Annotated in this window: 10 protein-coding genes; 6 read left to right on the plus strand and 4 right to left on the minus strand. The window is 60.7% G+C overall.

From position 1 onward, the window contains the following. Positions 1-596: 596 nt before the first annotated feature. Together HYPDE_RS13985 and HYPDE_RS13990 are read left to right on the plus strand one after the other, a co-directional pair. A complete protein-coding gene (locus HYPDE_RS13985; RefSeq protein ID WP_041320509.1) occupies positions 597-1,031 on the plus strand; it encodes a CBS domain-containing protein in 435 nt (144 codons plus the stop codon). Positions 1,032-1,138: 107 nt separating this feature from the next. Continuing rightward, complete coding sequence (locus HYPDE_RS13990) at positions 1,139-2,815, plus strand: alpha-keto acid decarboxylase family protein (protein ID WP_015599146.1); 1,677 nt, start codon at positions 1,139-1,141, stop codon at positions 2,813-2,815. A gap of 12 nt (positions 2,816-2,827) precedes the next feature. On the opposite strand, the gene HYPDE_RS13995 is transcribed toward HYPDE_RS13990, so the two are convergent. The 4 genes from HYPDE_RS13995 to HYPDE_RS14010 are packed head-to-tail and all read right to left on the minus strand — an operon-like array spanning position 2,828 to position 7,152. Then, positions 2,828-3,982 carry a patatin-like phospholipase family protein gene (locus HYPDE_RS13995; protein WP_015599147.1) on the minus strand — a complete coding sequence of 385 codons (1,155 nt, stop codon included), beginning with the start codon at positions 3,980-3,982 and terminating at the stop codon, positions 2,828-2,830. A gap of 25 nt (positions 3,983-4,007) precedes the next feature. Next, the gene (locus HYPDE_RS14000) at positions 4,008-4,901 is read right to left on the minus strand and encodes an efflux RND transporter periplasmic adaptor subunit (RefSeq protein WP_015599148.1); all 894 of its coding nucleotides are present in this window, start codon (positions 4,899-4,901) and stop codon (positions 4,008-4,010) included. Beyond that, positions 4,898-5,107, minus strand: a complete 210-nt coding sequence (locus HYPDE_RS14005) for a DUF1656 domain-containing protein (RefSeq protein ID WP_015599149.1) — start codon at positions 5,105-5,107, stop codon at positions 4,898-4,900. The genes HYPDE_RS14000 and HYPDE_RS14005 overlap by 4 nt, the downstream gene beginning before the upstream one ends. Beyond that, on the minus strand, positions 5,104-7,152 hold the full coding sequence (locus tag HYPDE_RS14010; protein WP_015599150.1) for an FUSC family protein: 2,049 nt from the start codon (positions 7,150-7,152) through the stop codon (positions 5,104-5,106). Before HYPDE_RS14010 ends, HYPDE_RS14005 begins: the two co-directional genes overlap by 4 nt. Positions 7,153-7,510: 358 nt before the next feature. On the opposite strand from HYPDE_RS14010, the gene mgtE reads away from it, so the two are divergent. The 4 genes from mgtE to folE all read left to right on the plus strand — a co-directional run bounded on the left by mgtE (position 7,511) and on the right by folE (position 14,278). Beyond that, on the plus strand, positions 7,511-8,881 hold the full coding sequence (gene mgtE / locus HYPDE_RS14015; RefSeq protein ID WP_015599153.1) for a magnesium transporter: 1,371 nt from the start codon (positions 7,511-7,513) through the stop codon (positions 8,879-8,881). Between the two features lie 251 nt (positions 8,882-9,132). Beyond that, on the plus strand, positions 9,133-10,329 hold the full coding sequence (locus HYPDE_RS14020; RefSeq protein ID WP_015599155.1) for an efflux RND transporter periplasmic adaptor subunit: 1,197 nt from the start codon (positions 9,133-9,135) through the stop codon (positions 10,327-10,329). Between the two features lie 27 nt (positions 10,330-10,356). Further along, on the plus strand, positions 10,357-13,536 hold the full coding sequence (locus HYPDE_RS14025) for an efflux RND transporter permease subunit (protein WP_015599156.1): 3,180 nt from the start codon (positions 10,357-10,359) through the stop codon (positions 13,534-13,536). A 148-nt stretch (positions 13,537-13,684) separates the two neighbouring features. After that, positions 13,685-14,278 carry a GTP cyclohydrolase I FolE gene (gene folE / locus HYPDE_RS14030; RefSeq protein WP_051112088.1) on the plus strand — a complete coding sequence of 198 codons (594 nt, stop codon included), beginning with the start codon at positions 13,685-13,687 and terminating at the stop codon, positions 14,276-14,278. Positions 14,279-14,295: the final 17 nt, after the last annotated feature.

The raw sequence follows: 14,295 nt of genomic DNA on the forward strand, positions 1-14,295 counted from the left end.
TGCTCGCATTGGCAGCGCGTGCGAAGACGGACTTTCGCGTGCTGGCTCGCAGAAGCTCTCAATGCATCGCCGCTTCCGCAACTGTCGGAAACGGCAGATGGCACGCTCGATCCCGCTCAGACGATGATTCTTGAACCTCTTGCGTCGAGCCTCTCGAATTCGGCGGCCAAACCGATGTGATTTGTCGCCAGCTATCGGGCATCATAGCAGGGCCGCCGCTTGTCCGCCCCGGACATGGATGGTCATCGGCTGGCAACCGGGAGAGCGAAGCGGCGTGGCACCGCCCGGAGCGTTCAACCGCCCCCATAGCATCAACTAAAAAAATCGCTCATTCTTTCGGTCTTGGCATCTGGCCGACGATGCGCGGACGCCTATATCATACGAGTATCGCCCTCGGCCGTTCACTCAAACCGAGACGCCTTTGAGATGGCTCAGTCTTGGCACATTTCGCGTCTAATTTCGGTGCCTTACCGCGCGTGGCGTAGGCTGGCGGTATCTCAAGAAAAGCTAGGAGAACACCCAGGCCCGATCGAACGTCGATGAGCGGAGGCCTGCCGCTCCATTGGGCAACAAGCACTTCCAAAAAGGGGTTGTCTATGAACGTCTCAAGCATCTTGAAGGCTAAAGGGTCCGACATCATGACGGTCCGGCCCACCGAAACCATCCAAAACGCCGCGATGAGGCTTCGCCTCAAAAGCGTCGGGGCATTGATCGTCAGCAATGACGGCATCACGCTCGACGGGCTGATCACCGAGCGCGCCATTTCCGACGGCGTTGCCGTTCACGGCAGCGGCATCGGCAGCCTGCACGTCTCGGACCTTATGGTCACCGGGGTGCTCACCTGTACGCCCAACGACAGTATCGCCGATGCAGCTCGGCTGATGACCGACCGGCGACTCCGGCATCTTCCGGTGATGGACGGCGGGCGCCTCGTCGGCATTGTCAGCGTCGGTGACATCCTGAAGTATCGGCTGGATGAGGTGATGCTCGAAGCGCACGTCCTGCAAGACGTCGCCCTCGCGCAGCGCTGAGTTAGCGGCCCCGGCAAGGCGGCAACCTCGGTGCCGACGTTGTAATTTGGATCGAATTTGTTTCTTCAGCGTTTGACGCCGCCGGCTTTGCCATTCATCCTCCGGGAATGTCGAAGCCGACGGTCGCCACATACCTTACCGAACGTCTGAAGCAAGCCGGACTTAAGCATGCGTTCGGCGTGCCTGGTGACTACGTCCTGACGTTCATGGATCGTCTTATCGCATCCGGAATCGAGTTCGTCGGGACCTGCAATGAGCTCAACGCCGGCTACGCCGCGGATGCCTATGCACGGATCAACGGAATCGGTTGTATTTGCGTAACGTGGGGCGTCGGCGGGTTCAGCGCCATGAATGCCGTCGCGGGTGCTTATGCCGAACAGGTGCCTCTCGTCGTTCTCGTCGGCAGTCCGCGAACGATGCAGCGGCGCTCGTCTATGCTGTTACATCACGGCGTCGGCGACTTCACGACGATGCAGCAGTCTTTTTCGCACATCACCGTCGCGTCCGTCTTGCTCAACGATGCTGCTGAGGCGCCGCAGCGTATCGACCGCGCGCTTGCGCGGTGCATCGCCGAGAAGCGGCCGATCATGATTGAGATTCCGGTCGACATGGTCGACCGCCCCTGTCAAGCGCCCGGTCCGTTTGCGCCGCCAAGACGGCCGCCGTCCGATCCCGATGCGCTCGGGGAAGCCCTGGATGAAGCCATGGGATTACTTTCGACGGCCAAGCGTCCGGTCATCCTCGGCGGGGCGGAATTGCACCGCTATGGCTTGATGCAGGATTTCTGTCGGCTGGTCGAAGCCAGCACGCTGCCCGTTGCAACGACGCTTCTCGGCAAGACGGTCATCTCGGAACATCATCCGCAAGCCATCGGCGTTTACGAGGGTGAGACGTCGCGCAAGGAGATTCGTGACATCGTCGAAAACAGCGACGTCGTGCTGTGCCTCGGCGCATGGATCAGCGATATCAACTTCGGCGTCCAGACAGGCCGACTCGCAGGCCGTCACATGATCCTCGCAAACTCCGGACGATTGAAAATCAGCCAGCACGTCTATGAGCAGGTTTGGATCGGCGACGTCGTGACCGGCCTTGCCGACCGCATGCCTGCAGATGGTCTTCCGCATCCGCCTTTCACGAGCGTCTCCAAGCTTCTCGATACGAGGTATTCCGTCGAACCCGGGCGCGCGCTGACCGTCAGTCACCTTGCCAAACGGATCAATGCCTTCGTCGGCGAGGACACAACCGTCATCGCGGAGACGGGCGACTCGATTTTCCTCGCTGCCGACCTCGTGATGCATCACGACGTCGGGTTCATCGGGCAGGCATTCTACCTTTCGATCGGCTACGCTCTGCCTGCAACGCTTGGCGCGGCCTTGGCTGATCCGGCCCGGCGGCCTGTTACGTTCATCGGCGACGGTGCGTTCCAGATGACCGCACAAGAGCTTTCTTCGCTTTGCCGGCGGCAAAGCAATGCCATCATCCTGCTCTTGAACAACGACGGCTACACGACGGAACGCGTCATCCACGAAGGCCCCTATAACGACATCCAGCCGTGGGCCTATCACAAGCTTCCAGAGGTGTTCGGCGGAGGCTGGGGCCGCTGCGTCAGGACCGAAGACGAACTCAACGATGCCCTGACCTATGCGCGCTCGTCCAACAGAGGTCCGGCACTCATCGAGATCAAGCTCGACCGCTTCGATACATCCGACGCTTTGAAGCGTCTCGGGGCAGCACTGTCGCCCGACCGCCGCGAACGCAAAAAGCAAATATCCGATAACGGCTGAAATACGCGGTGCTTATCCGACCGCTGCCTGCCGTCCACCCATGAACGCAATCAGCTCTTCGGATCGCGCCAGCGTATCGCGGTAGCCGAGTTCGATCAGGGCGCGGCAGTAGCCCGGCTCGAACATCAGGTAGCTCGGGAGGCGCCAGTCCTGCCCCCACATTCCGAGCCGGCGCAGCAACATGCGGACGGTCCACGGCATCTCCGCTGCATGCCGCTGCGCGATATCCCTGACGTCCTCCGACGGATCGAGCGCAATGACATCGATTTCGCGCAACGATGTCTCGCGGAGCTGCGGTTCCGAAACGAGCGATAGCGTGTGATCAATCCGCTGCGCGCGTTCGATATCGGCGTCGACGTTATCCATGAAGATGATGTCGAGCATGCTGCCGCTGATGGCGCCTAGGGTCGGATACTGAACCTCATGCTCGGCTGTCGGCGGATCGAGGTTTCTATCGCGCGTGGTGATGACTATGATTTTGCTCGCCCCGGCATGAATAGCGGGGCTCAACGGCGATGTCTGCCGCAACGAGCCATCACCATAGTGTTCGGGCCCGACACGCTGCGCCGGAAAAACAAACGGCAGGGCCGACGATGCCAGCAAATGATCGACCGTCAGCCGCGTAGCCACGCCGGCTCGGCGCGAGCGACTCCATTCCTTGATCTGAGGCTCTCCCTCGAAGAAGGTAACGGCGCGGCCACGGTCGTAAGAGGAGGCGGTCACGCATAAGGCTTTCAGGGCGCCCGCGCTTACCGCTTCGGCGATACGATCGAATTCGGTGTGATCGATGAGAAACTGGCGCAGCGGCGAATTATCGAGAAGCGAACGCGGATTGGGCAAGCCGAGGGACGCCAGTGGCGTCAGCGACAGGATCCAGTGCAATCCCTTCAATGAAACCGACACGAAATCGGTACGATAGATGTCGCTGCAATGAAGGTTCTGCCAGAGATCGACGAGCTTCGCGACACCCTCGTTGAAGCGCGCGGCGTTCGCAGCCAGGAAGGCCGCGCTGATGGCGCCGACGGAAGAGCCCGTGATGACCGGAAACGGATTGCGATCGAACGGTTTCAGTTCGGCAAGGGCTTTGATGGCGCCGACCTGGTAGGCGCCCCGAGCACCGCCTCCGGGAAGAACGAGTCCGAGCGTGGGAGTCGCGATATTCTTCATGCCCGCCCTCTGCGTTCCGGCGAATTCAGTTCTTGCTACCCGTCGCCGCCGTGCCGCTCTCGATCGCGACCGTCGCCGTCCGCCCCACGACCAGCCGAAGATCGCCAGGCGGCGAGTCCAGTTTGATACGAACGGGAATACGCTGCGCAAGGCGTACCCAGGAAAATGTCGGATTGACATTTGCCAGGAGCGTCGAGCCGTCGGAGCGTTCCCGATCCTCGATGCCGCCTGCGATACTTTCGACGCGACCCTGCAAGCGCCGTCCATTGCCCATCAGCTGAACTGTCGCGGTATCGCCGACGTGGATGTGGTCAAGCTTCGTTTCCTCGAAATAGCCCTCAACGCGTAGCGTATCGCTATCGATGAGGGCAAAGACGCCCTTGCCAACGGTCACATAGGCGCCGGGTCGGAGATTGACGTTAGCGACGCGGCCGTTCACCTGGGCCCTGACGCTCGAACGCTCAAGATTGAGTTTTGCAAGATCGCGATCGGCGATGGCGCGCAGAAGGTCGGCTTGAGCCTGTCGATCCGCCGCTCGCGCTTCCTCAACCTTCTGCTGAGATACTGCCGCTTCAGTCAGATGCGAATAGCGTTGATAGTCGGCGGCCTTCTGCTCAGCGACAGCCTGCATGCCTTCGACGTTGGCCTCAGCTTGCCGAACCGCGATCTGATAGCGCTCAGGGTCGACGCGAAACAAGACGTCCCCGCGCTTCACATCCTGATTGTCCCTGACCAGAACTTCCGTGACGAGGCCGGACACGTCCGGCGCGATGGCGACGACGTCGGCGCGGACGCGACCGTCACGAGTCCACGGCGCTTCCAGGTAATAGTTCCAGAGCGCGACGCCGACGGCCGATGCCAAGAGAACCATCGCGAGGGTCACGGCAACGCGCAGCAGAATGGGAGGAAACCGGATCATGCGAGAACCTTGTTTGCGATCATGACGACAGTCCCGATCAGAACCACAAGGAGAGCGATGTCGAACAGCGGGCGGTGCCAAACATACTTGTAGAAGCCGAGCTTCGCCAATAAGCGCCTGACGAAGATGCTGGCCACGAATCCTACGATCGCCCAGGCAAGCAGGCTCGGTATGAAAACGCCGTAGATATCCAACTCTCCCCTCATGCTAAGATTCCCGTTTGCGGTGACGATACCGAAGGCGGACAAAAGTCCTGAGCTTTCGGGAACACCGCCCGCCGCAAGCCTACGAGTCCGAGAATGACCGTCCGTTGAGCAGCATTCTCCGGCTCGCGCAGCAGACACCGCAAGGCATTGTCGATGTTATCCAATAATAATGGCCCGATGCGCGGCGAGTGGGGCGGTTCGCGAAAATAACGCGCGGTGTTGGCGAGCACGTGCTCGATCGCGCGCGCGGCGCGCGGCGGAAGCTCGCGGCGTACTCTCCGGATTTCGACGACGTGTATACCGACGCGCACCTCCGACAGGAAGTCGGCGATCCATTCGGCGTCGTCCGGCGGCAATGACTTGAGCCGGGGAGCCATGAGGCCGACGCGATCGAGCATAAGGGCTGCGAGTTCAAGCCCGTGGTTCGCGCCGCCGTGACGTGCCGCATCGACGAGACTTTCCCGATTGAGCCGTTCCAAGCGATGGGCGCTCCAGGCCGCGCCGACGGAACGCACCAGCCGGACGATGACGACGGATGACCAAATTCCGAAGAGCACGGCGATCGTCGAGTTTGCGAACAGTGCGAACTCGCCGACCGCGCCGTTCTGAATTGCAATCATCGTTGCGGCATTGACGGCGGCGATCCTGGCGATCGGCGCGGTGTCGGGTTGCGTCATGAAGACGCCGCAGACGATCAGCCACGGCGCCAGCGCGAGCATCAGCATCTCGAAGTTGGTCGCCAGAGGCAGGACGCCAAAGAGATAGATCGCGGCGCCGATCGCGCCGAGCACGGCCGCATATCCGAAGCTGACGATGTAAGGTGCGGGATCGTCGAACGCGGCGAAGAAGGAGCAGGCAATCGCTGCCATCATCGGAGCCGACGCGCCGTCCGGCCATCCCGTGCTGATCCAAAACGCGCAGTTCACAACCACCGCGATGAAGGCGCCGACGGCCGACAGCAGCGCCATGCCATGATCGCGATGGCGTATCGTGCGCGCCTTGGCCGTATAGCTGAATGCAAAGAAGTCGGGAGGACGTGTGCCCGAACGCAGGTGCTGCTGCAGCAGCCGCACATCCTGGCGCAAGTCGATGAAGTCCCTGAGGCGTGCGAGCAGGCTCGCCTGAATGAGATCGGGCCAGGTCGTTCTTTCGTCGAGCGGCGGCTCGAGTCTTTCCGTCTCGCGGCGCAGACGCTCGGCGCGGTCGGGATCGATGCGGTCTGATCGCAGCCAGCTTGCAATGTCTGCCAACAGTGCGTGCAGTGACGGGGAAAGGCGACCGGCGCGCTCGAGGACCGTTACGCGGTCCGCCATTGCCGAAGCCAGCGGCAGGAACATCAGCATGTGCTGGCGGAGCGTCGCCAGTGCTTCGGCCGAGCGCCGAAATCCGCTCAACTCGTATCGCAAGGTCGTCGTCAATGCGTCGAAGGCAATCGCATCGGACGCGAGCCCCAGCCGCTGGGACTGGGAGTCGGAACCCGGATGTCCACGGCAGACAACCTGGATCACCCATTCCCGTGCGCTTCTGATCCAGGCATCGAGCCGTGCAGACATGACATGTTCGGCAGATTGCGGAAAAACCACAATGGAGACGAGACTGGCGCAGAAGATGCCGAGCGTTATTTCCTCGACCCGCGAGACAGCAGTGTCGAATATGGTGCCCGGCGCATCGACCGCCGGAAAGCTGATAATGCCGGCGGTATAGCCAGCGAGCATCAGGACGTAGCTCCGGGGCGTGCGGTCGAGAAGTGAAAAGTAGAGGCAGAAGCTGACCCAGGCGGCGATCGCGAGCGACAGAACGACCGGCGCGTTATTGAGGTTCGGAACGAGCGCGACGCTGATAGCGGCGCCGACGAGGGTGCCCAATGCCCGGTAAAGAGCCTTCGAGCGTGTATCTCCCGCGAGAACCTGACTGGTGATGTAGACGGTGCCGACGGCCCAGTAAGGTCGAGGCAAATCGAGCCATAATGCCAGATAAAGGGCCAGCACGGCGGCCCCGAAAGTCTTTAACGCGAATGCCCAATCACGCCAGCCCGGCACAGTCATGCGTCAGTCCGTCTGTCTCTCGCCCGAGCCGTTGACGGCAGGAGCCGGGGGACGAGTCTATGCAAGAAAGACTGCGGCCGCATCAAAGCATTTTTGGCATCCCGGACACGCCCGGATTCCAATCGACCGAGGATACGACCCAACGCACAGAAACAATTTCGATCTCTCCTTGACACTTGACGCCGATCGGCCCATGTGACCGGCGCGGTAGCCGATGATCTCGGGACCGCAAATCCGAAGGAACCCAACCCTTGTCTAGCGACAGTAGTAGTCGAACTCCCCGGCCGTCGAGGCTCGTGGTCTGACCGTTGGGTCGGCTCGCCACGGTCCGTTTCGACGGCGGATCGAGAGGTGAGCCATGGAAGAAGTCCACTACGTATCGGGCGACGACGTCGATCCGATCCTGCTGGTTGAACTGCTCGATGAGCACGATGCTGACATCGTCGCGCAGCTCAACGATCAGGATATCGAGACCGCGGCCTCCATTCTCTCGCAATTTCCCCTGGAACGCACGGTCGATATCTTCGACCGGCCGGAGCTGGCGCGTGCAGGCGATCTTATTCTCGAACTTCCCGAGGATCTCGCGGGCCGCATTCTGAAGGGAATGTCGGCGGACCGCGCTGCGCACATGCTGCGCCAGCTCGACGGCCCGGATCGTACCAGCCTTCTCGCGCGCGTCGATTTCGAGACCGCGCAATCGCTGAAGCTGCTCCTCGCCTATCCTGAAGGGACGGCGGGCAGCATCATGACGACCGAGTTCGTCAGCGTGCCGTCGAGTTATACGGTCGCGGAAACGCTGAAGCACATCCGCGAAGTGCAGCACACACGAGAAACGGTCTACGCGATCTACGTGCTCGATCCGAATTCGCGCGAGCTGCGCCAGGTCGTATCGCTACGGCAGCTGATTTCCGCTGATCCGACCAGCAATATCCTGGAGGTCGCCTCCGATCGTGATCCGATCTGGGTCGATCCGGATGTTGATCGCGAAGAAGTCGCGCGGCTGATCTCCATCCACGACCTTCTGGCCGTTCCGGTCCTTAATGCGCGGCACCGCGTGCTCGGCATCGTCACGTTCGACGACGTCATCGACGCGATCCTTGCAGAAAGTACCGAAGACGTTCAGCGCTTCGGTGGCGTCGAGGGCATGGCGGAACCCTACATGGAAATCAGCTTTATCGAGATGATCAAGAAGCGCGCCGGATGGCTCTGCGCTCTCTTCGTCGGCGAAATGCTGACCGCGAGCGCGATGCAGCACTATTCCGACGAGTTGGCAAAGGCTGTTGTGCTTACGCTTTTCATTCCTCTGATCATGAGCTCCGGTGGCAACTCAGGTTCACAGGCAACATCTCTCCTGATCCGCGCGCTGGCACTCGGTCAGTTGCGGCTCAGGGATTGGTGGCGTGTCGCGATAAGAGAAGTTCCGACAGGCCTGACGCTTGGCACCATTCTCGGCGTCATCGGCATCGCGCGCATCAGCCTGTGGCAGTATCTCGGGATCTTCAACTACGGCGAGCATTGGCAGCTGGTCGCGTTGACGGTCGGTCTAGGACTCATCGGCATCGTTACGTTCGGCTCGCTCGCGGGCTCGATGCTGCCGTTCGTTCTCAAACGGCTTGGCTTCGACCCCGCAAGCGCTTCGGCACCGTTCGTCGCGACTCTCGTCGACGTGACAGGGCTGATGATCTATTTCAGCGTGGCCTTGCTGATACTGCGTGGGACATTGCTCTGAATATACGACGCCTCTAAACGCTGGTGCGCCGATCTATCGTGCTCGGTGTACCGGCGGTTTAGCGAACCGCCGCGAATGACTATCGCCTTTGTTGCGCGCGCAGCATCGCAGACATCCGATAAGGATTGAATTAGAAAAAATGCGCGAAAATCGGTAGCACCCTCGCTCCGCTGTGATACGGTCCGGCCACTCGACCGGCGCCACGGGGCAATGCCGGCAGACTTTCCCATCTGGAATTTGGCGCAGTATTCATGACGACAAACGAGCTTTCGCGATCTCCGCTCCGGCGGCATTCGATCGCGCTCTTTTCGGCCTTGGCGGCCGGCGTCCTCCTAGGGAGCGGCATCACGGCAGCGCATGCGCAAGGTGCGCCTCCGGCGTTTCCGGTGACGGTCGCACCGCCGCTCGCCGAGCACATCAAGACATGGGACGAATATCCCGGCCGCTTCGAAGCATTTCAGCGTGTCGAGCTTCGGCCGCGTGTCAGCGGCTACGTCGATCAGGTCAACTTCAAAGAGGGCTCCGACGTGAAAGTCGGCGACCTGCTCTTCACGCTCGACAAGCGACCGTTCGAAATCGCGGTCGAAGCTGCGAAGGCCGAGGTTGCGCGTGCAAATGCGCAGGTTGAATTCGCGAAAGCCGATCTTCAGCGCGCAGCGCCGCTCGTTGAATCGAAAGCCTTGAGCGAGCAAGTCTATGAGCAACGCAAGTCAACCTTGGGCGTCGCCGAAGCGCAAGAAATGGCGGCGGCAGCGCAACTCAAGGCGGCGGAACTCAATCTTGAATGGGCCGAGGTCCGCGCGCCGATCTCAGGCCGCATCTCGGACAAGAAAATCGATGTCGGCAACCTCGTGATCGGCGGGCAGGTCAATGCGACGCTGATGGCGACGATCGTCTCTATCGATCCGATCCACTTCGTGTTCGATACGTCCGAAGCCGACTATCTGCGCTATCAGCGGCTGAACCAATCGGGCCAGCGCATGTCCTCGCGCGATACGCCGAATCCGGTGCGCATAAAGCTCGCGGATGAAAGCGATTGGACGCATGAAGGCACGATGGATTTCATCGACAACGCGTTCAACGAACATTCCGGTACGCTGCGGGGGCGCGCCATCGTTCCAAACAGGGATGGCCTTCTGACGCCGGGCATTTTCGCGCGGCTTGCACTTTATGCGGGCGACATCGATGCGCTTCTCGTTCCCGACGACGCAATCGTCTCGGATCAGGCTCATAAGATCGTCTACACGGTCAACGCCGACGACGTGATCGTCGCGACCCCAGTCAAACTCGGCCAGATTTACGAGGGTCTGCGCGTGATCAAATCGGGGCTCAAAGCCAATGACCGCGTGGTCATCGAGGGCGTTGCGAACCCCGCTATCCGCCCTGGAACGAAGGTCGCGCCCACGACCGGCACGATCAAGGCTCCTGAAAAAACCGCTCAGAAATAATCCCGCGCCCAAAAAGCCGAAAGTCCGATGCGCCTCACCCATTTCTTCATAGACCGGCCGATTTTTGCGTCCGTCGTGTCGCTGATCATCACGATCCTCGGATTGATTTCGGTGAACTTTCTGCCGATCGCCGAATATCCCGAAATCGCACCGCCGACAGTCAGCATCCACGCGACCTATCCCGGCGCTTCCGCGCAGGTGATCGCAGAGACGGTCGCGACGCCGATCGAGCAGGAAGTCAACGGCGTCGACGACATGCTCTACATCAACTCGCAGTCGACGGGCGACGGGCAAGTGACGATCAGCGTCATCTTCAAGCCCGGCACCAACGTCGATCAGGCGCAGGTGCTGGTGCAGAACCGCGTCTCCGTCGCGGAGCCGCGCCTGCCGGAAGACGTGCGCCGGCTCGGCATTTCCGTGCGCAAGGCCTCGCCCGACCTGATGATGGTCGTGCACATGGTGTCGCCGGACGGCTCGCGCGATCAGCAGTATATTTCGAACTATGCGACGCTTTATGTGAAAGACGTGCTGACGCGTATCGACGGCGTCGGTGACGTCAACGTCTTCGGCGCGCGCGATTATTCGATGCGAATTTGGCTCGACCCCGACAAGGTGTCGACGCGCGGACTGACTGCGGCCGATGTCGTCGCTGCGCTGCAGGCGGCGAATTTGCAGGTCGCTGCCGGTTCGATCAATCAGCCGCCAGCGACATCGGACGGAGCGTTCACGCTCAACGTGCAGACTCTCGGGCGTCTCAAATCCCCGAGCCAGTTCGAAGACATCGTCGTGCGGGCGGAGCCTGACGGGCAGGTCATCCGCGTTCGCGACATCGCACGTGTCGAACTCGGTGCCCAGGACTACACCGTCAACGCCTACCTCGATAATCGCAATGCGACGGCGCTCGTTCTGTTTCAGAAGCCCGGCTCCAATGCTCTTGCCACCGCGGCCGCCGTCAAACAGCAGATGGAGATGCTGAAGAAGAGTTTCCCGCCCGGGCTCGACTACACTGTCGTCTATAATCCGACCGAATTCATTCAGTTCTCGATCGACGCCGTCGTCAGGACGCTCGCCGAAGCGATTCTACTTGTCGTTCTGGTCGTCATTCTGTTTCTGCAGACGTGGCGTGCGGCGATCATCCCGATCCTGGCGATCCCAGTATCGCTGATCGGCACATTCTTCATCATGGGTCTTCTCGGCATCACGTTCAACACGCTCTCGCTGTTCGGGCTTGTGCTTGCCATCGGCATCGTCGTCGATGACGCAATCGTGGTCGTGGAAAACGTCGAGCGCTATATTGAACACGGGATGAACCCGAAGGCGGCAGCCCACAAGACGATGGACGAAGTCGGAACGGCGCTGATTGCAATCTCGCTCGTGCTCATCGGCGTGTTTCTGCCGACGGCCTTCATCACCGGCCTGCAGGGCACGTTCTTCAAACAGTTCGCCATCACGATCGCGGCGTCGACGGCACTGTCGCTCATCGTTTCGCTGACGCTGTCGCCTGCGATGGCCGCCCTGCTCTTGAAGCCGCATCGTTCGGCGGACGAGAAGCAAAACATCTTTATCCGAATTCTCGGTGCGCCACTCAGATTGTTCTTCCGCGGATTCAACTGGGCGTTCGGCGCACTTTCGCACGGCTATGCCTGGCTGACGGGTAAGCTGATCCGGATCAGCTTCATTCTGCTCCTCGCCTACGGCGGCCTGCTGTACATGACCTACGGCCGGCTGGTGTCGACGCCTACGGGCCTCATTCCGCCGCTCGACCGTGCATATTTGATCGTTGCCTTGCAGCTTCCCCCGGGATCGACGCTGAGCCGCACGGACGCAGTCGTTCGCAAAGCGGGCGATATCCTGCTGTCGCGCCCGGGCATCATCCACTCCGTCGCGTTCGTCGGTTTCGACGGAGCGACGTTCACGAACGCGCCGAATACAGGCGTCATCTTCGTCAACCTCGCTCCGTTCGAAGATCGCGTGCACTCGGGCCTGACGAAAGACAAAATCCTTGCCGACCTGCGTCAGCAAATGGCGCAGCTGAAAGAAGCGTTCGTGCTCGTCATCGAGCCGCCGTCGGTGCCGGGCATCGGCACAGGAGGAGGCCTCAAGGGTTATGTTCAGGACAAGGGCGGGCGCGGACTTCCGGCGCTCGAGAACGCCGCCTGGGCAATGGCGGGCGCCACGGGACAACAGCCCGGTTTCGTGCAAGCGTTCACGCTCTTCAACGTGCGTACGCCGGAGATCTATGCGGACATCGATCGAACCAAAGCCGAGCAGTTCGGCGTTCCGATCAGCCGTGTTTTCGAAACACTGTCGATCTACATGGGCTCGGCGTTCGTCAACGACTTCAATATTCTCGGTCGAACGTATCGGGTGACGGCGCAGGCCGATAATCCGTTCCGCCTTTCGCTGCGCGATGTCGCCAATCTCAAGACCCGAAGCAATACCGGCGAGATGGTTCCCATCGGCTCCGTTGCAACCTTCAAGGATACAACAGGCGCCTACCGCGTCCCGCGCTACAATCTCTACCCCGCCGCCGAAGTTCAGGTCCAGTTGCAGCGCGGGTATGCGACGGGCGAAGCCATCAAGACGATGGAAGCGATCGCGGAGAAGGTGCTGCCATCCGGATTTGGCTTCGAGTGGACGGAAATCGCACTGCAGGAAAAGCTCGCAGGCAACACGGCGATTTTCGCATTCGGCCTGTCGGTCGTCTTCGTATTCCTCTTACTGTCGGCGCTTTATGAAAGCTGGATGCTGCCGCTGTCGGTCATCCTGATCGTGCCGATGTGTATTTTCGCGGCGATGGTCGGCGTCAATATCCGCGGCCTCGACCGCAACATCCTGGTCGAGATCGGTTTGATCGTGCTCGTCGGCCTCGCGGCGAAGAACGCCATTCTGATTGTCGAGTTCGCCAAGCAGGGCGAAGATCAAGGACTGTCGCGCAACGAGGCCGCGGTCGAAGCCGCGCGCACGCGGCTCAGGCCCATTCTGATGACGTCTCTCGCGTTCATTCTTGGCGTCGTTCCACTCGTCTTCGCGACAGGTGCAGGCGCTGAAATGCGGCAATCGCTCGGTACGGCGGTTTTCTCCGGCATGCTCGGCGTGACGCTTTTCGGCCTGATCTTCACGCCGGTCTTCTACGTCATCGTTCGCAAGCTTTCCCCGACGGCACACGACGACGTGGAGGTGTCTACTGGAGAATCTACAGGATAGCTCGGATACGCTGGAATTCACGGATTCACCCCTTGTCCGGGGCTATCGCAACCCAATATCCATCTTCCCGGATCTTTCGTCCGAACGAAAAGTGAGCCAAAATCAGCTCATCAAGCCTGCGAACCAAAATCCTGAAATCAGTGATCAGATGAACTCAGATAAGAAGCCGACACGCGCCGAGGTCGAGGCTGCGGTTAGAACGATCCTCCGCTGGACCGGTGACGATCCCACGCGCGACGGCCTTCTCGAAACGCCGGCCCGCGTCGTGCGCGCTTATGAAGAATACTTCGCAGGCTATAACGAGGATCCAAAAGCGATCCTGCAAAAGACGTTCGAGGAGATCGAAGGCTACGACGAGATGATCGTGCTTCGCGGCATCCGTTTCGAAAGCCACTGCGAGCACCACATGGCGCCGATCATCGGGCGCGCCTGGGTCGCCTACATTCCGCGCGGGCGCGTCGTCGGCATCTCGAAGCTGGCGCGTTCTGTCGATGCCTTCGCCAAGCGCCTTCAAATTCAAGAGAAGATGACGGCGCAGATTGCGAACACAATCCAGGAGGTCCTCGACCCGCAGGGCGTTGCTGTCGTTCTCAAGGCGGAACACCATTGCATGACGACGCGCGGCGCGCACAAGCCGGGCACCGACATGGTGACAAGCCGGATGCTCGGCGTGTTTCGCGACAACCCGATTACGCGGCAAGAATTCCTGGCGCTCGTCACCGAGGATCAGAGAATTGGCTGACGGCGTTTCCGCCAGTC

Source organism: Hyphomicrobium denitrificans 1NES1 (assembly GCF_000230975.2).
Classification (GTDB): domain Bacteria; phylum Pseudomonadota; class Alphaproteobacteria; order Rhizobiales; family Hyphomicrobiaceae; genus Hyphomicrobium_B; species Hyphomicrobium_B denitrificans_A.